Source organism: Streptomyces sp. Edi4 (assembly GCF_040253615.1).
Classification (GTDB): Bacteria; Actinomycetota; Actinomycetes; order Streptomycetales; family Streptomycetaceae; genus Streptomyces.
In genome coordinates this window covers 3,428,526-3,446,863 of sequence record NZ_JBEJGY010000004.1, presented here as the reverse complement: position 1 = coordinate 3,446,863, position 18,338 = coordinate 3,428,526, and the positions used below count along the sequence as shown (strand labels likewise).

Annotated in this window: 15 protein-coding genes, 1 tRNA gene and 1 pseudogene; 12 read left to right on the top strand and 5 right to left on the bottom strand. The window is 71.0% G+C overall.

The annotated features are described in order from the left end of the window. Nucleotides 1–43 precede the first annotated feature (43 nt). Together ABR738_RS17660 and ABR738_RS17655 are read left to right on the top strand one after the other, a co-directional pair. On the top strand, nucleotides 44–1,255 hold the full coding sequence (locus ABR738_RS17660; RefSeq protein ID WP_350230943.1) for a Shedu anti-phage system protein SduA domain-containing protein: 1,212 nt from the start codon (nucleotides 44–46) through the stop codon (nucleotides 1,253–1,255). Nucleotides 1,256–1,339: 84 nt separating this feature from the next. Further along, nucleotides 1,340–1,576: a hypothetical protein gene (locus tag ABR738_RS17655; RefSeq protein ID WP_350230942.1), complete on the top strand. Its 237-nt coding sequence runs from the start codon at nucleotides 1,340–1,342 to the stop codon at nucleotides 1,574–1,576. A gap of 109 nt (nucleotides 1,577–1,685) precedes the next feature. Here ABR738_RS17655 and ABR738_RS17650 read toward each other — a convergent pair. The 3 genes from ABR738_RS17650 to ABR738_RS17640 all read right to left on the bottom strand — a co-directional run bounded on the left by ABR738_RS17650 (nucleotide 1,686) and on the right by ABR738_RS17640 (nucleotide 4,547). Further along, nucleotides 1,686–1,761, bottom strand: a tRNA-Arg gene (locus ABR738_RS17650). A gap of 432 nt (nucleotides 1,762–2,193) precedes the next feature. Then, entirely contained in the window at nucleotides 2,194–3,141 is a 948-nt protein-coding gene (locus tag ABR738_RS17645; RefSeq protein WP_350230941.1) for a ScbA/BarX family gamma-butyrolactone biosynthesis protein, read from the bottom strand. 749 nt (nucleotides 3,142–3,890) lie between these two features. Next, complete coding sequence (locus ABR738_RS17640) at nucleotides 3,891–4,547, bottom strand: ScbR family autoregulator-binding transcription factor (protein ID WP_350230940.1); 657 nt, start codon at nucleotides 4,545–4,547, stop codon at nucleotides 3,891–3,893. A gap of 152 nt (nucleotides 4,548–4,699) precedes the next feature. Between ABR738_RS17640 and ABR738_RS17635 the strand changes: the two genes are divergently transcribed. After that, nucleotides 4,700–5,593, top strand: a complete 894-nt coding sequence (locus ABR738_RS17635; RefSeq protein ID WP_350230939.1) for an NAD(P)H-binding protein — start codon at nucleotides 4,700–4,702, stop codon at nucleotides 5,591–5,593. 27 nt (nucleotides 5,594–5,620) lie between these two features. On the opposite strand, the gene ABR738_RS17630 is transcribed toward ABR738_RS17635, so the two are convergent. Next, on the bottom strand, nucleotides 5,621–6,835 hold the full coding sequence (locus ABR738_RS17630) for a sensor histidine kinase (protein WP_350230938.1): 1,215 nt from the start codon (nucleotides 6,833–6,835) through the stop codon (nucleotides 5,621–5,623). Between the two features lie 690 nt (nucleotides 6,836–7,525). Next, nucleotides 7,526–8,230 (bottom strand): ScbR family autoregulator-binding transcription factor, encoded by a 705-nt coding sequence (locus ABR738_RS17625; protein WP_350230937.1) that lies wholly within the window; start codon nucleotides 8,228–8,230, stop codon nucleotides 7,526–7,528. A 455-nt stretch (nucleotides 8,231–8,685) separates the two neighbouring features. On the opposite strand from ABR738_RS17625, the gene ABR738_RS17620 reads away from it, so the two are divergent. The 9 genes and pseudogenes from ABR738_RS17620 (at nucleotide 8,686) to ABR738_RS17580 (ending at nucleotide 18,303) form a co-directional block, all read left to right on the top strand. Further along, nucleotides 8,686–9,435: a response regulator transcription factor gene (locus ABR738_RS17620; RefSeq protein ID WP_350230936.1), complete on the top strand. Its 750-nt coding sequence runs from the start codon at nucleotides 8,686–8,688 to the stop codon at nucleotides 9,433–9,435. A 274-nt stretch (nucleotides 9,436–9,709) separates the two neighbouring features. Continuing rightward, nucleotides 9,710–10,234, top strand: a pseudogene (locus ABR738_RS17615) (acyltransferase domain-containing protein); the annotation flags it as partial. A 136-nt stretch (nucleotides 10,235–10,370) separates the two neighbouring features. Beyond that, nucleotides 10,371–12,125, top strand: coding sequence for an acetyl/propionyl/methylcrotonyl-CoA carboxylase subunit alpha (locus tag ABR738_RS17610; RefSeq protein ID WP_350230934.1), 1,755 nt, complete (start codon nucleotides 10,371–10,373; stop codon nucleotides 12,123–12,125). Between the two features lie 735 nt (nucleotides 12,126–12,860). Further along, the gene (locus tag ABR738_RS17605; RefSeq protein WP_350230933.1) at nucleotides 12,861–14,336 is read left to right on the top strand and encodes an FAD-dependent monooxygenase; all 1,476 of its coding nucleotides are present in this window, start codon (nucleotides 12,861–12,863) and stop codon (nucleotides 14,334–14,336) included. A gap of 45 nt (nucleotides 14,337–14,381) precedes the next feature. Then, nucleotides 14,382–15,035, top strand: coding sequence for a TetR/AcrR family transcriptional regulator (locus ABR738_RS17600; RefSeq protein WP_350230932.1), 654 nt, complete (start codon nucleotides 14,382–14,384; stop codon nucleotides 15,033–15,035). 32 nt (nucleotides 15,036–15,067) lie between these two features. After that, nucleotides 15,068–15,397 carry a TcmI family type II polyketide cyclase gene (locus ABR738_RS17595; protein ID WP_350230931.1) on the top strand — a complete coding sequence of 110 codons (330 nt, stop codon included), beginning with the start codon at nucleotides 15,068–15,070 and terminating at the stop codon, nucleotides 15,395–15,397. Nucleotides 15,398–15,440: 43 nt separating this feature from the next. Next, nucleotides 15,441–16,715, top strand: a complete 1,275-nt coding sequence (locus ABR738_RS17590) for a beta-ketoacyl-[acyl-carrier-protein] synthase family protein (RefSeq protein WP_350230930.1) — start codon at nucleotides 15,441–15,443, stop codon at nucleotides 16,713–16,715. After that, nucleotides 16,712–17,929: a ketosynthase chain-length factor gene (locus tag ABR738_RS17585; protein ID WP_350230929.1), complete on the top strand. Its 1,218-nt coding sequence runs from the start codon at nucleotides 16,712–16,714 to the stop codon at nucleotides 17,927–17,929. Before ABR738_RS17590 ends, ABR738_RS17585 begins: the two co-directional genes overlap by 4 nt. A gap of 104 nt (nucleotides 17,930–18,033) precedes the next feature. After that, nucleotides 18,034–18,303 carry an acyl carrier protein gene (locus ABR738_RS17580; protein WP_350230928.1) on the top strand — a complete coding sequence of 90 codons (270 nt, stop codon included), beginning with the start codon at nucleotides 18,034–18,036 and terminating at the stop codon, nucleotides 18,301–18,303. Nucleotides 18,304–18,338: the final 35 nt, after the last annotated feature.

Genomic DNA, 18,338 nt, shown 5'->3' with positions numbered 1-18,338 from the left:
TCCGCCAGGCGTGGCTGTCAGTGCCCGGACCTAGGGTGCGCACGTGACGACATTTCGATCCGGCTTCACCCTCTGGCAACTGGTCCGGAAGGCGAGCGAGCTCACCGCGGACGAACGCGTCCGGGGGCGCATCGACACGGTGCTGGGCATCATGGGCGGCCTCGGTGGGACGTACGGCAAGGGCAGGTCCCTGGTGGACGCCCTGGAGGACGTGGCCCAAGAGGCCATTCTCCACGGTGACTTCGCGCTCGCCCAGCGCTTCCAGCGCTTCGCCGCCTATGCCGGCGGCGACCTTTACCTTGAGGTCCTGGAGAATTACTACGACGACGAAGCCCGGCAGCGCAGTGAGGAATCCTTGCGGAGGATGACTGCCATGGGTGCCGAGAGGGCGGTCGCCGCCCTGGACGTCCTGTGCGCCGACCGGCCCGACGCGACCGCGGCCGACGCTCGTGACCTCTTCCGCGGCATAGCCCGGTCCGCCGACTGCCTGGGCCTTGGGGACGGCGAGGGCGGGATCCGGCTTTCGACCCGGGAGGCGAGGCGGCTTCAGCAGTACGGGCACATGGAGATGGTCCTGCGCGACCTGCCGCGGCCCGCCTCCCGCGAGGCCGCGCGGATGATGAACGACGTCCTGGCCGACGTCGACGCGGGCACGCTGGCGCAGTTGCTGGAACTGCGCGCCAGGCAGGCCGGCTTGGCGGCCCTGCGTGCCGTGGTGGAGGAACCGGACAGCTCAGAGAGCGCCCTCCACGCCCGCCTGAAGGACCAGGAATGGATCTTCGGCGGGGCTTACGTGACCGAGCTGGCACGCCGCCAGTACACCCCGGAAACCATCCTCGACATCCCTCTCCTGCGCGGCGACGGCTCTCTGCACGTGGTGGAGCTCAAACGAGCCAACATCAAGGACCTGGTCATACGGCGCTCCGGCCAGCTCATGCTGGGTGCCGCCGCGCACCGCGCGGTCTCCCAGGCGCAGAACTACCTCCGCGCCATGGACGAGCACCGTTCGAGCATCCTGGCCGAGTATGGGGTCGACACGCGCCGGGCCTCCGCGACGGTCGTGATCGGACACCCGCGGTACGTGACAGGGGACGTGACCTCTCGCGAACTGGCGGAGACGCTGCGTACGTACAACGCGCACCAGACACGCATAGAAGTGATCACTTACGAGACCCTGCTGGACTCGGCCTCGCGCATGCTGGCCCTGTCATCGGCACGGCAGGACGCCGACCCGGACGAGGAGCCCGCCGCATGACCGACGCACCGCCCGCGATCGAACCGCTTCTGGCCCGCCTGTGCGGCGGTGAGATCACCAACAGGGACTACGTCGGGTGACTTCATGAATGAGCACGGAGAGGAACTCGTGTTCGCCCAGAGACGGGGCGACAAGACAGCCCGGCTCTGGCACAGCGACGCGGACTGGGAGATGTTCCGCGTCGGTGACCATTCGATCCGGCTCGACGGCCCGCTGGACGGGATGATCACCGTCACCGGCCTGATCATCAACCGCGAGGAGGCAACCTGGCTGTCCTCCTGCCTCGCCTCCTCCCGCCACCTGCGCCAGAAACGCCCCTGACCACCCCCTGAAGCCCAACGGCCACCAAAGCGGCGGCGGCTGAAAGCGGACGACCCCAACTGCGCACACGCCGAAGGCCCCGGACCAAGACCGGTCCGGGGCCTTCGCATGGTGCCCCCGGCAGGATTCGAACCTGCGACACCCGCTTTAGGAGAGCGGTGCTCTATCCCCTGAGCTACGGAGGCGAGGGCCTGTGGCACGTCGGGGGAGGGCCCAGTGCGGGGGTCCTCGGTCTCGGTGTACAAGCCCGCTGGTCAGGGGGGCCTGCGGATGCTCGCGCCGGTTTCCCGGGCGGGCATTGCGCGTGGCCTGGCCGCTGACGTGAACAGCGTAGCGGATGGGCGTGGAGCGGCGGGGCGCGGTACGGGGGCTTCCGCTGTTCCGGGGTGGCTGAGCTGCGTTGCCGCGTGGTCAAGAGGCCGGGGTGAGGCTTCGCGGCTCAGTTGTCTGCGGCCTGCGGCCTGCGGGGCCCCGGGTCCCCGGCCATCCGGGCTCAGGGCCTCGTGGTCTGCGGACTGCGGGCTGGGGCACCTAGCGGGCAGTTCAAACCGGCGCGTCGGTTTCCCGGGGCTCCCAGGACCCTCCACGGGTGCGGGAGGGGCCTGGGGGCGGGCGGTTCAGATGTGGTCGGCGGTGGCCGTCGGCTTTTCCAGGAGGCAGGTGAAGACCGACTTGCCGTCCTGGACTCCCGTCACCTTGACCCGGGTCGAGGAAGGCGCGGGCAGGACTTCTGCCCGGATCAGGCACGGGGAGGTGAGCTCGGCGTAGCTCTGGAAGCCGATCAGGCCGGCGGCCGGGACGTAGGAGGCGGGGCCCGTCAGGACCGTCGCGGCCTGGCGGGCTGCCTCCAGGAGCAGCATGCCGGGGATGTGGTCGTTCGGACGCTGGAACAGGGTCGGGTGGCTGGTGTCGGCGCGCAGCAACCACTCCTGCGGGCCCTCACCCGGGCTGAGCATCACGTCTCCGGGGCTGTCCCTGCCCACGAGCGTGGGGGAGAGGGCCGGCCCCGGCCGGACGGGGGCCAGCGGCGGCTGCGCCCCGTTGCGCAGTCGTCGGTAGACGCGCGGGTCGGTGAAGCGGGCGCGGGCACCCCCGGTGGCCACGACGGCGCCGGCCCGCCGCAGCGCCCACTCGCAGCGCAGTCTGCTCGGCCGTCCCGCGCTGTACTGGATCTCCGGGACGAATACGTCGAGCTCCATCGTGGCCATGCCCGCGGCCACCCGCAGAAGTTCGGGGCGGCAGGAGAACTCCAGGTCGGACAGCATGAAGTGGTGACCGAGGGGGACGCCGACCCCGGCGTGACTCACCACGTTCGACGACTGCCGCATGGTCTCCACGAGCAGCAGCGGGTCGTAGGTGCCGTCAGGGGTCGGCGGGTAGAAGGGGTGGTCGTGGGGGAGGCGTACCTGCAAGCGGAAGTGCTGGGCCCCCAGTTGCGTCCAGGCGTGGACGAAGGTGTCCGCCGGGCGTGTGCGATGCGTCAGCGCCATGGGCGCGGGGACGTATCTGCTGCTCGGACCGGCATCCGTGACGCGTTTATGGGCAGGACGAACCGCTGTAGTCATGAGGCCCCCCTCGGGATCGGTGTGGTTGCGCCTGTTTCAGCCGCACCCCGCCCCTGTAAGATACAGACCAAGCGGTTTTCTTAAAAGTGATCCGGGGAAGAAGTAATCACGCGGTTTCGAGGGGGAGCGCTCGACGCGGGGTGCGGGGCGGGAAGACGGCCGTTCTGGCGTGGCGCGCGAGGGGTGGCCAGGGACGGGTGGACGCGGCGCCCTCGCAGGCGGGACCGGTCACCAAGAAGCCCAGGTCCGGGCAGGTGTAAGGGTGCTTCGTGGGCCGACGGGCGGACGGCGGGGCCCGGGGCTCGCGCTGCCTGGCGTCACCCGCAGGCGTGGGTTCCGGCGGCGGTGCATCCACCGGAATGGAGCCATGTCACAGAGTGCGTTGTCACAGGGTGCGTACGGCCACACGGGGCCCGAGGAGGGGGCCGTCGCCCTCAACAGCGTCTGTTCTCAGCCAGGTTCAGGACCGGCGTCCTGGCCGAAGTCCGCTTCCGGGGGAGGGCGGACGACGCAGCGCCGCTCGATTCGACGAGCGGTACGGCCCGGTGGCGTGCACGGCGGTACGTCCCAAAGGTGCGGCGCGGCGGTGCGTCGCGGTCGTACGCCGTCGAGGCGAGCCGGGCGGCCGGGCGGACACCCGGGTTGCGCCCCGGCAACGGGAGCGGGAGTGCGCGGCATCCGAGGCCCGGAGACGCGCGGACCCGGGCCGACGCCCGCGCCCTCGGGCCAACGCCTCCCGGGCGAACCGCCTACTCCGCCGCCGCGCCCTCAAACGCCTGGATCTCCGCGAAGACCACCGCGCCCCGGTCGACGGGGTAGTCGAGCGCGGCCAGCACCGACGGCACGACGGCGGCGGGCAGCAGATAGCGCAGCAGGGACCTGGCGCGCTCGGAGAGGTCCGCGTAGTTGGTGAGCGTCTCCGACATCGCCTGGACGCCGGCGAACGAACCGACCAGGATGTCCGAGGCCTCGGCGATGTCCACGTGCGGCAGCAGCTCGCCCTGGTCCTTCGCGGCGGTGAGGATCTTCCGGCAGACCTCGCCGAACTCCCGGAAGGGGCCGGTGCGGTCGAGGCCGTACGCGTGCGGGTCGAGGGTCAGCCGGACGGAGGCGCGGACCAGGGGGTCGGTCTGGAGCCGGTGCGCGTGCACCATCACCGCGTCGACCAACTCCTGGACTTTGCTGGGCCGGGCGGGAAGACTCCACGCCTGTCCCTGTTCGGCGAGTACACCGTGCGCGAGCTCTTCCTTGGAGCTGAAGTGGAAGTACAAGGCCCCCTTCGTCACGCCGGCCTCCTTGAGGATCTGGGTGATCGTCGCGGCCTGGTACCCGTTCTCCTCGAAGACCCGCGCCGCTGCGGCGATGATCGTCTGCCGCGTTCGAATCGCCCTGTCCTGCTTGGCCATACCGACTCCTCTGCCCCCCGAAGCTTGCTGTTACGTCCGCAGAGCGCCCACCCTTGACTCCGCAGGGAAACCGTCCAGTCTGTATTTTACATGCTAACGGTATGTTCTTGACCGCCCCGTACCCGTACCGGGCGGAGTGACGGGAAATAATGATGATTCTGGTAACAGGTGCGACCGGCACGGTCGGTCGCGAGGTGGTCGGCGAACTCTCCGGCCGTGAACAGCTGCGCGTCATGGCCCGCGATCCCCGGCGCGTCACGTGCGCCGGCGCGTCCGACGAGGTCGTCGCGGGTGACTACGCGGACCAGGAGTCCCTGGTGCGTGCCCTGCGCGGCGTACGTGCGGCCTTCGTCGTCACCACCCGTGTCGGCGGCGGGGACGACGCCGCGTTCGTGACGGCGGCACGGGCCGCCGGTGTACGTCATCTGGTCAAGCTTTCGGCCGCCGCGGTCCGTGATCCGCTCGCCGACGACTTCATCACCACGTGGCAGCGCGACGCGGAGGACACCATCCGTGCCTCCGGGCTCGACTGGACGTTTCTGCGTCCCCGGTCCTTCATGTCCAACACTCTCTCCTGGGCGCCGACGATCCGGGCGGAGGGCGTCGTCCGGGCCTTGTACGGTAACGCCCCCAACGCCGGTGTCGATCCCCGCGACATCGCGCGGGCGGCGGCGGTGGCCCTCACCGAGCCCGGGCACGAAGGCCGCGCCTACACCCTGACCGGCCCCGACGCCCTCAGCGCCGCCCAGCAGACGAAGCAGCTCGCCGAGGTGCTGGGAAGGCCCGTCGAATTCGAGGAATTGGGGCCCGACCGGGCGAGGGAGCACTGGGCGAGCCGTTATCCCGGCCCCGTCGTCGAGGCCCTGCTGCACAGTGCCGAGCGTCAACTGGCCGGAGCGAAGCGGGAGGTGGACGACACGGTGCACCGACTGACGGGCCGCCCGGCGACCTCGTACGCGACCTGGGCACGGGACCACGCCGGCGCGTTCGCGCCCCAGGACGCGCCCCAGGACGCGCCCCAGGACGCGCCCCGGGACGCGCACTAGGACGCGCCCGCCGGGCCGGGCCGCCGGCTACGGGCGTACACGCAGAGGTACGTGCAGGTCAACGCGCGTGCCCTGCCCCGGGGTGCTGACCAGGGTGAAGCGGCCTCCCAGATCCTCGACCCGCTCCGCGGCGCTCCGCAACCCCTGCCCCTGCTCGCGCGAGGGCGCGGTGGTCACGAAGCCGACCCCGTCGTCCGTGACGCTGACGTGCGTCCATTGACGCGTGACGCGACTGGTGACGGTGATCGTCCGCGCTTGTGCGTGGGCGAAGCAATTGCGCAGGCATTCGCGTACGGCGAGGAAGAGTTCGCGCCGCCAGGCATCGGGCACCAGGCTCTCGTTGCCCGTGGCGCTGAAGGTGACCCGGGCGCCGCCGGGTGCGGCCTGCGCGGCGAAGGCCTCGACGGCCTCCCGCAACGGCGGCACGGCCGTCTCCTCGCGCAGACCGGTGATCAGATCGCGGGTGTGGCCGAGCGCCGAGCGGACGCTGGCCGCGACGACCGTGAGATGCCCGGTCGGGTCCTTGGCGTGGCCCGTCTCCATGGTGAGGTGGTGCAGCGCCAGGGACAGATGGGCGCCGAGCTCGTCGTGCATCTCCTGGGCCAGCCTGCGCCGTTCACGCCACACCGCGTCGTGCGCGCTCGGGGTGCCGGCCGATGCCGCGCTGTGCCGCCGAAGGGCCTCCCCGAGCGACTGGACGAGCGCGGACATGTGGGACCCGGTCGCCGCCGGACCGGAGCGCGCGAGGGTGTGCTGGACGGCGCATTCGATCAGCAGGGTGCCGACGGCCGCGGTCAGCGACGGGGCGAGGGAAGGCAGGCCCGGGCCGAGCGGGGCGGGCGAGACGGCCCGGCCGCCCGCGATCTCCCGGGCGTCCGCGAGGACGCGCCGGGCATACGCCAGACAGGCGGCGCGCGCGGCCGGACTGTCCGGATCGAGAACGTGGCCCGGCTCGGCCAGGGTGAGCAGCCGTTCCTCGAAGCGGCGCAGGATGGCGCCGGCCTCGGGCAGCGTCGGAACTCCGGGGGTGCCGTCGCGGGGCGGGCCGGAGTGGACGCCCTCGACCGGACCGGCCGGGCGGTGCGCGGCCTCCGCGCGTCTTCGCGTGCCGCGTGCGGCGCCGCCGTGCGGAGAGGCCGTACGGCTCAGGCCGTCCTGGAGGGCGGCGGCGAAACCCTGGCCTACGACGGCCTCCAGCAGCCCGAGGCCGGGCTGACCGGCCGGCCGGGTGGATGTGTCCATGGTTCAGCCTCACTCGTGTGCTGACGGAGTGCTGCGGCCCGGCGGTCGGGCCGGATTGCCGGGTGGCCGCCGAAGCAGGGCTCGAAGCGGCAATGAAAATAACAAACCGGCCGGACTGTTTGTCAAGGGTTTTCGTGCAGCCGCACCCCTGGGCAGGGGGAATACCGGGGCAGACGGGGTCAGTGGGGAGGTGGGCGGGATGCGGGAGGGGGCCGGTGCGGCCCCGTGGCCGGGCTGGCTTGAACCCTTCGGTTGGTTTCGTGGCCACCCGTGGGACACCTCCGGCCGTGTCCGGGGCCATGCCACGGCCCGGCGCCTGCCACGGGGGGTGAATGCCGGCCACGTAGGCCGGGGAGTCGGCCCGGGAGGTGCGGGCGCCGGCCACGTAGGCCGGGGAGTCGGCCCTGATGGTGCGGGCGCCCAGACGTGGAGGGGCGGCACCGGCCGCGTAGGCCAGGGCGCAGGCCCGGGAGGTTCGGCCACCGCTCAGGTGGGCCAGGACGTCGCCCGGGCGACCAGGGCATCGACCCGGGCGGTCAGGGCGCCGACCCGGGCGGTCAGGGCGCCGACCCGGGCGGTCAGGGCGCCGACCCGGGCGGTCAGGGCGTCGACCCGGGTGGGTCAGTGCGGCGGTCGCCAAAGCCCAGGTTGTTGCCTCCCCGCGGGCGTGGCCGGGGGTGGGCGGTCCGGTCAGAGTGTTGCCTCGTGCGGGTCGGCGGGGGCGCTGCGGGCCGGGGTGGGCCCGTACTGGCGGGGGATCGACGCCAGCTTGTCGAGGACGGCGTCGGTCCCGTTGGGGTCGGTGCTCGCCTGGGCCCCGGGGGTGGCCACGGCGCTGAGCAGCTGCCGCCAGAACCCCGTGAGCGAATAGCGCGAGAGCCACGCGCTGTTGCGCCAGCTGAGCACTTCCAGGCCGGTGGTGGTGGCCACCACGGTCGTCACCAGCGCCTCCTGGCTGGCCTCGGGCCTGAGCGAGCCCTCGTCCGCGGCGAGACCGGCCAGCTGCTGGACGCAACTCTGCCACTGCTGACGGAGGTTGAGCCCGGAACGCAGGTCGGCGTTGCAGTTGAGCCGGTAGCCGGCCCGTACGACGACATCGTCGTTCATCAGGTACGCGAAGCTGTGCGACATGTCGATCATGGCCTGAAGCGAGTTGTCCTGGCTCTGCGAGGCCTGCCGCGCGGCGCGGCGCAGGGCCCGGATGGCGACGTCCTCCACCGCGCCGGACACGGCGGCCTTGGTCTCGAAATGGAACGTCAGCGCCCCCCGGCTGACGCCCGCACCCGCACTGATCTCGGTGAGCCCTGCCTTCAGGTAGCCGCGCTCTTCGAACAGTCTGGCGGCGGAGTGGATGAGGGCGGCGCGGGTACGGGTGGCCCGCTCCTGTTTGGTCACAAGTGGCTCCCGATGCCGTCTTGTTCCGTGGACCGGCGTGTCCGGTCTCGGCGCTTGGGCGGCTCTCCCCGGGCGAGCTGCGTGTAAATATCAAACCAACACCCCGGTATTTCTTCCACCGTCAGATCCGAGTTGTCCGGATTGTGACCCGGGTGATTTGTGTGGCGCTCAACCCCGGCAGGGGCGGGAGCAGCGCAGGTGGGGCCCCCAGGGCTCATCCCCGCCTTGCCCGAGTGGCCGATTTCCGCCTTCGATCAGGCGCTCCATGGAGAGCCGTGCGACGCCCGGCGGCACTCGGTTGACCCTTTGACAAACCGGCATTCCGGTTTGTAATCTCGGGCCACCTACTCGCTAGGCGCGCTCAGCGTGGACATGGGGGAGATCAGATGTCTCGGTCGTCAACGGAGGTACTCGCGCCCGCGGGGTCCCGTCCGCACGGTTTCCGGGAGGTCCCGGTGCGGCAGGTGGCCTCGGCCCTGTTCCCGGCGGAGCGCGCCGTGCCGACGGGGCGGGCGGATCCGGGAATCCACCCGCGCCGTGAGTCCCTGTCCGTACTCGTGGTGGAGAGCGAGACCCGCGCCGCCGATTCGTTGGTGCAGGGGTTGCGCCGCCAGGGTTATCAAGCCGACAGCGTCGCGACCGGAGCCAAGGCGCTCCAGTCCTACCGGAGCGCGGATCTGGTGGTCCTCGACCTCGATCTGCCCGACATCGACGGCCTGGAGGTCTGCCGCAGCATCCGTGCCATGTCCGACACCCCGGTCATCGCGCTCACGGCGCGCAACTCCGAACTCGACCGGGTGCTCGGCCTCCAGGCCGGCGCCGACGACTACATGGTCAAGCCGTACGGTTTCCGGGAGCTGGTGGCCCGCATGGAGGCCGTCATGCGCAGGGTCAGACCGCAGCAGATCCTCGAACAGGTCATCACGCACGGCCCGTTGCGCATAGACGCCGGCACCCGCGAGGTCCTTCTCGACGGGCAGCCCGTCGAGATGACCCGCAAGGAGTTCGACCTGCTGCATCTGCTCGCCTGCCAGCCGGAGACGGTCATCTCGCGCAAGCAGGTGATGACCCAGGTCTGGGACGACTCCTGGTCACGTCCGGGGCGCACCATCGACACCCATGTCAGCAGCCTGCGCAACAAGCTCGGGTCGAGCACCTGGATCATCACCGTCCGTGGCGTGGGGTTCCGCCTCGGACACCCGTGAGGCCCCGAGCGCCCGCACCGTCACACATCACGACCGCCCTCGCGGGCCCGGGGGGAGAAACAGTCATGCTCAGGTCCGAACTGGAGAAGGTACGCCCCGGGTCGGGGGCCCGCGAGGAGGCGGTTGGTCCGTCGCTTCCCGCGCTTCCCTACGTACTGTCCGCCCCGAGGCTGGAGGCGCTGCGCTCCCGCGCCGGTCAACGGGCCGCCGAGGAACGGGCGTTCGGTCCGGAGCCGGCCCGCTCGCTGCGACCCCAACCTGCCACGAACAACACCGCGCCGTTGTGGTGGCGGCTGGGCGGGACGAGCTGGCGTCGGGCCTCGCGTCGGTCGCGGGGGCGGAGGGAACAGGCCGGTCGGTTTTTCAGGGCCGTACGGCCTTCCTGTTCACCGGGCAGGGATCCCAGCGGGCCGGCATGGGGCGCGAGCTGTACAGGACCTTTCCGTCCTACGCGCCGGCCTTCGACGAGGTGTGCGCGGCAGTCGGTCCGGTCGGCGGGCGCGACCTGCGGGACGCGGTGTTCGGCCATGACGAGAGCCTGCTCGGCCGGACGGAGTGCACACAGCCCGCGATCTTCGCGCTCGAAGTGGCGCTGTTCCGTCTGGTCGAGTCGTGGGGTGTGCGTCCGGACGTGCTGGCCGGGCACTCCATCGGGGAGATCGCGGCGGCCCACGCGGCCGGGGTGATGTCCCTCGGGGGCGCCGCGCGGCTGGTGGCGGCCCGTGGGCGGCTGATGCAGGCCCTGCCGTCGGGTGGGGTCATGGTGGCGGTGATGGCTTCCGAGGAGGAGGTCGGGCCGCCGACGCGTCGGTACGTCTGAACAGGTGCGCCCCGGGCTCGAGTTGACCAAGCTCTGTATCCGGTGGCGTTGACCCCTGAAGTTCCGCGCGGTCAGGATGCCTCCAGGTTTCGACCCTCAGGAGAAGTGACTTATCGTGCGCAAGGTGCTCATCGCCAACCGAGGCGAAATCGCTGTCCGTGTTGCCCGGGCCTGCCGGGATGCCGGGATCGCGAGCGTTGCCGTTTACGCCGATCCGGACCGGGACGCTCTGCATGTCCGGGCAGCGGACGAGGCATTCGCCCTGGGCGGTGACACCCCGGCGGCCAGTTATCTCGACATCGCCAAGGTGCTCGCGGCCGCGGCCGACTCGGGGGCCGACGCGGTCCATCCGGGATACGGATTCCTTTCCGAGAACGCCGAGTTCGCCCAGGCGGTCCTGGACGCGGGCCTGACCTGGATCGGCCCGCCCCCGCAGGCCATCCGCGACCTGGGGGACAAGGTCGCGGCCCGTCACATCGCCCAGCGCGCCGGCGCGCCTCTGGTCGCGGGCACCCCCGACCCCGTATCGGGCTCGGACGAGGTCGTCGCGTTCGCCCGCGAACACGGCCTGCCCATCGCGATCAAAGCGGCCTTCGGCGGTGGCGGACGCGGCCTGAAGGTCGCCCGCACCCTGGAGGAGGTCCCCGAGCTGTACGACTCCGCGGTGCGTGAGGCGGTCGCGGCGTTCGGGCGGGGGGAGTGCTTCGTGGAGCGCTACCTCGACAAGCCCCGGCACGTGGAGACGCAGTGCCTGGCCGACACCCATGGCAACGTGGTCGTCGTGTCCACCCGGGACTGCTCGCTCCAGCGCCGCCACCAGAAACTGGTCGAGGAGGCCCCGGCACCGTTTCTGAGCGAGGCGCAGAACGCGCAGCTGTACGCCGCGTCCAAGGCGATCCTGCGCGAGGCCGGGTACGTCGGCGCGGGCACGGTGGAGTTTTTGGTCGGCGCGGACGGCACGATCTCCTTCCTTGAGGTCAACACCCGTCTCCAGGTCGAGCACCCGGTCACCGAGGAAGTCACCGGCATCGACCTGGTGCGGGAGATGTTCCGTATCGCCGACGGTGAGGAACTGGGCTACGGCGACCCGGTCATGCGCGGGCACTCCTTGGAGTTCCGGATCAACGGCGAGGACCCGGGCCGTGGTTTCCTGCCCGCGCCGGGCACCGTGACGCTGTTCGCGCCGCCCTCGGGGCCGGGTGTGCGTCTGGACGCGGGCGTGGAGTCCGGCTCGGTCATCGGCCCCGCGTGGGACTCCCTGCTGGCCAAGCTCATCGTGACCGGCGCGACGCGTGAGCAGGCGTTGCAGCGGGCCGCGCGGGCGCTGGCGGAGTTCACGGTCGAGGGCATGGCCACCGCCATCCCCTTCCACCGCAAGGTGGTCACCGACCCCGCCTTCACCGCCGACCCCTTCACCATCCACACCCGGTGGATCGAGACGGAGTTCGTCAACGACATCCCCGCGTTCACGGCCACCGCCGACACGCGAGGAGATGAGGAGCCGGGACGCGAGACGGTCGTCGTCGAGGTCGGCGGCAAGCGCCTCGAGGTCTCCCTGCCGTCCTCGCTGGGTATGACGCTGGCCCGTACGGCCGCGGCGGGCGGCGCGAAGCCGAAGCGGCGGGCGGCCAAGAAGGCCGGCTCCGCCGCGTCCGGGGACACCCTGGCATCTCCCATGCAGGGCACGATCGTCAAGGTCGCCGTCGAGGAGGGCCAGGAGGTCAAGGAGGGCGACCTCGTGGTGGTCCTGGAAGCGATGAAGATGGAACAGCCCCTCAACGCCCACCGGGCCGGCACGGTCAAGGGGCTCGCCGCGCAGGTCGGAGCGTCGGTCTCATCCGGCGCCACCATCTGCGAAATCAAGGACTGACCCCCCCTTAACGGAGCCCCGGCCCACCCGCCGGCCCGGGGCTCCACCCCACCCCATGGACCGAGGCCGCCGGTCCGGGCCGGCACCAGCCCCGTCAGGGGCGCGGGGAACTGCGCGACCAGCCACGCACGACCCGCAGACGCCCTGGGGCTTCGCAGACGGTGACTTCTGGCGGCCGTACGAATTGGCGTACAACACCGTAACCCCCATGAGCATGCGCCGATTCACGCAGGGCCGGCCCAGAACAACAACGCCGAGGCCAACGCCAACGCCAACGCGAACGCGAACGGTGGGGAACTCCCCGAACAATCCGCGCCGGCGCCTGGAATTGTGCGGGAAATCGCGAGGGGCGGAAGAAAGACTGTTTCCCGAAAGGGCGGCAGAAATCCGGCCCGCGATTTACTCGGCGCACACATCCTTGACGCAGGGTGTTTTCCTCCCGCTCCGGGGCAGGGTCAGGGAGCGGGGCGCGGGCTCGGCCCGGGTTCTGGGGTGGGGGCCGGGAGTTCTGTACTTCTCATGACGTTCCCCGGACGTATCTGTGGGCGCACCACCAATGCGTGAAGAAACACCGCACCGTCTTGAACGGGCGCCCCTTGAACTCCCTTTGCCGGGCGAAGAAGCTCATTCCTAGCTTCCGCGGTTGTGTGTTGGACCGCGTGTACTCCCCAGGTGCGTGACGCGTTTTCGTCGCGGCGCCCTTGCAGGAATCCCTAGATGGCCAAGGAGAGGTACATGGACGCTTCGGTGATTGTCGTGGGCGCGGGCCCCGCCGGAATGATGCTGGCGGGCGAACTGCGGCTCGCGGGGGTCGAAGTCGTCGTCCTGGAGCGCCTGGAGAAGCGCACCGGGGAGTCCCGGGGGCTCGGCTTCACCGCCCGCACGATGGAGATCTTCGACCAGCGGGGCATCCTGCCGCGCTTCGGGGACGTCGAGACGAGCGACCTGGGGCACTTCGGGGGGCTGCCGATCGACTTCTCCATCCTGGAGGGCGCCCGGCAGGCCGCGAAGTCCGTTCCGCAGTCGGCCACCGAGACGCATCTGGAGGAGTGGGCCACCAGCCTGGGCGCGGACATCCGGCGCGGCCACGAAGTCCTGTCCATCACCGACAAGGGCGAAGGCGTCACGGTGAAGGTGCGCGGCCCCAAGGGTGAACACACCCTGCGCGCCCCCTACTTGGTGGGCTGTGACGGCGGCCGCAGCCTGGTCCGCAAGGCGGCGGGCTTCGACTTCCCCGGCACCCCCGCGACGATGGAGATGTTCCTCGCCGACATCAAGGGCGTCGAGCTCAAGACGCGCATGATCGGCGAGACGCTGCCCGGCGGCATGGTCATGGTGGGCCCGCTGCCCGGCGGCACCACCCGCATCATCGTCTGCGAACGCGGCACCCCGCCGCAGCGCCGTGAGGTCCCGCCGTCCTGGCACGAGGTCGCCGACGCCTGGAAGCGTCTGACCGGGGAGGACATCTCGGCGGCGGAGCCCGTCTGGGTCAGCGCCTTCGGCAACGCCACGCGTCAGGTCACCGAGTACCGGCGCGGCCGCGTCATCCTGGCCGGCGACGCCGCGCACATCCACCTGCCGGCCGGCGGCCAGGGCATGAACACCAGCATCCAGGACGCCGTCAACCTGGCCTGGAAGCTCGCGGCCGTCGTCAAGGGCACCGCCCCGGAGACCCTGCTCGACACCTACCACAGCGAGCGGCACAAGGTCGGCGAGCGGCTTTTGATGAACACCCAGGCGCAGGGCCTGCTCTTCCTCAGCGGCCCCGAGGTCCAGCCGCTGCGGGACGTACTGAGCGAGCTCATCAAGTACGACGACGTCGCCAAGCACCTGACGGCCATGGTCAGCGGCCTGGAAATCACCTACGACGTCGGATCCGGCAGCCACCCGCTGCTCGGCAAGCGCATGCCGCACCTGGAACTGACCACGGCCAGGCGCACCACGTCCAGCACGGAACTGCTGCACGCCGCCCGGGGCGTACTGCTCGACCTCGACGACAACCCGAGGCTGCGGGCCCGGGCCGCCGGCTGGTCCGACCGGGTCGACATCGTCACCGCGAGCACCGGCCCGCTCTCCCATGCGAGCGGCCTCGCGGGCACCACCGCCGTGCTGATCCGCCCCGACGGATACATCGCCTGGGCGGCGCCCGGCAGCAACCACGACCTGCCGATGGCCCTGGAGCGCTGGTTCGGCCGGCCCCTGGCCGACTGACCGGCCCGACACCGTCCGACCAGCACGTCAACGGAGGAACACACCATGGCTACGCCGCAGGCAACCATCGCGCCGCCCCAGGCAGGGCCGGCGGAGGAGCGCAGGGACGTCGTGCGGGCGGCCCGCGCCGTCTTCGCCCGCGAGGGCTGGAACCACACCACCATCGAGGACATCGCCCAGGAGGCCGGACTCGAACCGGCCACCGTCACCCACTACTTCAAGGACAAGGAGCAGCTGCTCCTGTCCGTCCTGCTCGAGAGCGCCGCGTCGGTCGCCGCCGCGGGGACCGTCATCGCGGAGGACCATCTCGCCGATGTCACCGACCTGGTGGCGGACCTCACCGCCCTGGGCCGGGCCTGGCTGACCCCGCTCGCCGATTTCCCCGAGCACTTCGCCATCGTCCGCCACCTCGGCGCGGAGGCCACCCGCCTGCCGGCCGGCGTGCTGGAGATGTGGCAGACCGCCGGCCCGCGCCAGGCGCAGCGCGAGCTGGCCCGACGGCTGCGGCGGCTCGCCGACGCGGGGCTGCTTGACATCCCCGACGCGGACCACGCCGCCGGCCGGTTCACGCAGCTGGTCGCGGGCAGCGTCGTCCAGCGCTCGTTCCACGGCGCCCTGCCGCTTGCGGACTTCGAGATCGACGAACTGATCGCGGCGGGCGTGGCGGACTTCGTCCGCCTCTTCGCCCCCGCCGCCTGACAGCGCCCCACACCCACGGAAGAGGAAAGACATTGCACAGCACCCTGATCGTGGCCCGCATGGACGTCGAGTCCAGTGCCCAGGTCGCCAAGCTCTTCGGCGAGTTCGACCAGACGGAGATGCCGCACCGCATGGGCACCCGGCGCCGTCAGCTGTTCTCGTACAACGGCCTGTACTTCCACCTCCAGGACTTCGACGGCGACAACGGCGGAGAGCTGATCGAGGAGGCCAAGACGGACCCCCGGTTCGTGGGGATCAGCCAGGACCTCAAGCCGTTCATCGAGGCCTACGACCCGGCCACCTGGCGCTCGCCGGCCGACGCCATGGCCACCCGCTTCTACGACTGGACGGCCTCGCGGTGATGCCGTCCGCCACCGACATGACCACTGACACGAGAGGAGGCCTTTGCTCGTGGGCCGCCGAGTAGTAATCACTGGGGTGGGAGTGCTGGCGCCGGGCGGGATCGGCGCCAAGAACTTCTGGAGTCTGCTGAGCGAAGGACGCACGGCGACCCGGGGGATCACCTTCTTCGACCCGTCCTCCTTCCGTTCCCAGGTCGCGGCCGAGGCCGACTTCGACCCGGAGCTGCACGGGCTGAGCCCGCAGGAGATCCGCCGCATGGACCGCGCCGCGCAGTTCGGCGTGGTCACCGCCCGCGAGGCGCTGGCCGACTCCGGTCTCGACCTCGCCGGGTTCGACCCGCACCGCACCGGGGTCACCATCGGCTCCGCGGTCGGCGCCACCACCGGTCTCGACGACGAGTACCGCGTGGTCAGCAACGACGGCAAGCTGAACGAGGTCGACCACACCTACGCGGTGCCGCACCTGTACAACTACTTCGTGCCGAGCTCGTTCTCGGCGGAGGTGGCCTGGGCGGTCGGGGCCGAGGGCCCGGCCACCGTCGTCTCCACCGGCTGCACCTCCGGAATCGACTCGGTCGGCCACGCCGTCGAGCTGATCCGCGAGGGCACCGCCGACATCATGATCACCGGCGCCACCGACGCCCCGATCTCGCCGATCACCATGGCGTGCTTCGACGCGATCAAGGCGACCACGCCGCGCAACGACGACCCCGAGCACGCCTCCCGCCCCTTCGACGGCACCCGCAACGGCTTCGTCCTCGGCGAGGGCAGCGCCGCCTTCGTCCTGGAGGAGTACGAGAGCGCCAAGAAGCGCGGCGCGCACATCTACGCCGAGATCGCCGGCTACGCCTCGCGCTGCAACGCCTTCCACATGACGGGTCTGCGTCCGGACGGCCGCGAGATGTCGGAGGCGATCAACGTCGCCCTGGCCGAGGCGCGGATGAACCCCGAGCAGATCGACTACATCAACGCGCACGGCTCCGGCACCAAACAGAACGACCGCCACGAGACGGCCGCGTTCAAGCTGAGCCTCGGCGAGCACGCGTACCGCACTCCCGTCAGCTCCATCAAGTCGATGGTGGGGCACTCGCTGGGCGCCATCGGCTCCATCGAGATCGCCGCGTCGATCCTCGCGATGGAGAACAACGTGGTACCGCCCACCGCGAACCTGCACACCCCCGACCCGGTGTGCGACCTGGACTATGTGCCGCTGACCGCGCGGGAGCACCGTACGGACGCGGTCTTGACAGTCGGCAGCGGATTCGGCGGTTTCCAGAGCGCGATGGTGCTGGCCCGCCCGGAAAGGAGCGCGGCATGAGCGCCAAGGCAGTGATCACCGGCATCGGCGTGGCCACCCCCAACGGGCTCGGCGTGGACGACTTCTGGGCCGCGACCCGGGTCGGCAAGAACGCGATCGACCGGATCACGCGGTTCGACGCCTCGTCCTACCCGTCCCAACTTGCGGGTGAGATACGCGGCTTCGAGGCCTCCGAGCACCTGCCCAGCAGGCTGCTGCCCCAGACCGACCGGATGACCCGGCTCGCCCTGGTCGCCGCCGACTGCGCCTTCGAGGACGCGGGGGTCAGGCCGGACGACATCCCCGAGTTCGACATGGGCGTCGTGACCGCGTCCACCTCGGGCGGCTTCGAGTTCGGCCAGAACGAGCTGCAAAAGCTGTGGAGCCAGGGCAGCCAGTACGTCTCCGCGTACCAGTCCTTCGCCTGGTTCTACGCCGTGAACAGCGGCCAGATCTCCATCCGCAACGGCATGAAGGGCCCCAGCGGCGTCGTCGTCAGCGACCACGCCGGCGGCCTCGACGCCATCGCCCAGGCCCGTCGCCAGATCCGCAAGGGCAGCAAGCTGATCTTCTCCGGCGGCTTCGACGCGTCGGTCTGCCCCTGGGGCTGGGTCGCGCAGATCGCCGGCGGCCGGATGTCCACCAGCGACCGGCCCGAGCGCGCCTACCTGCCCTTCGACAAGGACGCCAACGGCTATGTGGCAGGTGAGGGCGGCGCCCTGATCATCCTGGAGGACGAGCGGACGGCGCGTGAGCGCGGGGCAGGGAACATCTACGGCGAGGTCGCGGGCTACGGCTCGACCTTCGACCCGAAGCCGGGCAGCGGGCGCGAGCCCGGACTGCGCCGCGCCATCGAGGTCGCGCTCGCCGACGCCGGTGTCTCGGCCGACGAGGTGGACGTGGTCTTCGCCGACGCGGCCGGCACGCCGAGCCTCGACCGCGAGGAGGCCGACGCCATCATCGCGGTGTTCGGGCCGTCCGGTGTCCCGGTCACGGCGCCCAAGACCATGATCGGCCGCCTGTACTCCGGTGCCGCCCCGGTCGACGTCGTCTCCGCCGTCCTCGCCATCCGCGAGGGCCTGATCCCCCCGACCACCAACGTCGAGCTGTCGCCCGAGTACGACATCGACCTGGTCACGGGCCAGCCGCGCACCGCGTCGGTGCAGACCGCGCTGGTGCTCGCCCGTGGCGTCGGCGGCTTCAACTCCGCCGTGGTCGTGCGCTCGCTCGACTGAGCCACCGCACCTGCCAGGACGCCGGCCCGCAGCCGCGGGAGGCGCCCCCCCCATTTGCCGTCGCACCCGCGCACCCGGCGCGAACACTTCACGAAGGAGACCCCATGTCCGCCCAGGAATTCACCATCGACGACCTCAAGCGCATCCTGCTGGAGGGCGCCGGCGCCGAAGAGGGCGTCGATCTCGACAGCGACATCCTCGACACGGACTTCGAGGAGCTGGGTTACGAGTCGCTGGCGCTCCTTGAGACCGGTGGCCGTATCGAGCGCGAGTACGGCATCTCCCTCGACGACGACGTCTTCGCGGAGAACCCCACCCCGCGCACCCTCGTCGCCGCGATCAACACCTACCTCGGGGACCTCGTCGGCGCCTGAACCGCTCCGCCGGCGCCGGGACGGCACGACGATGC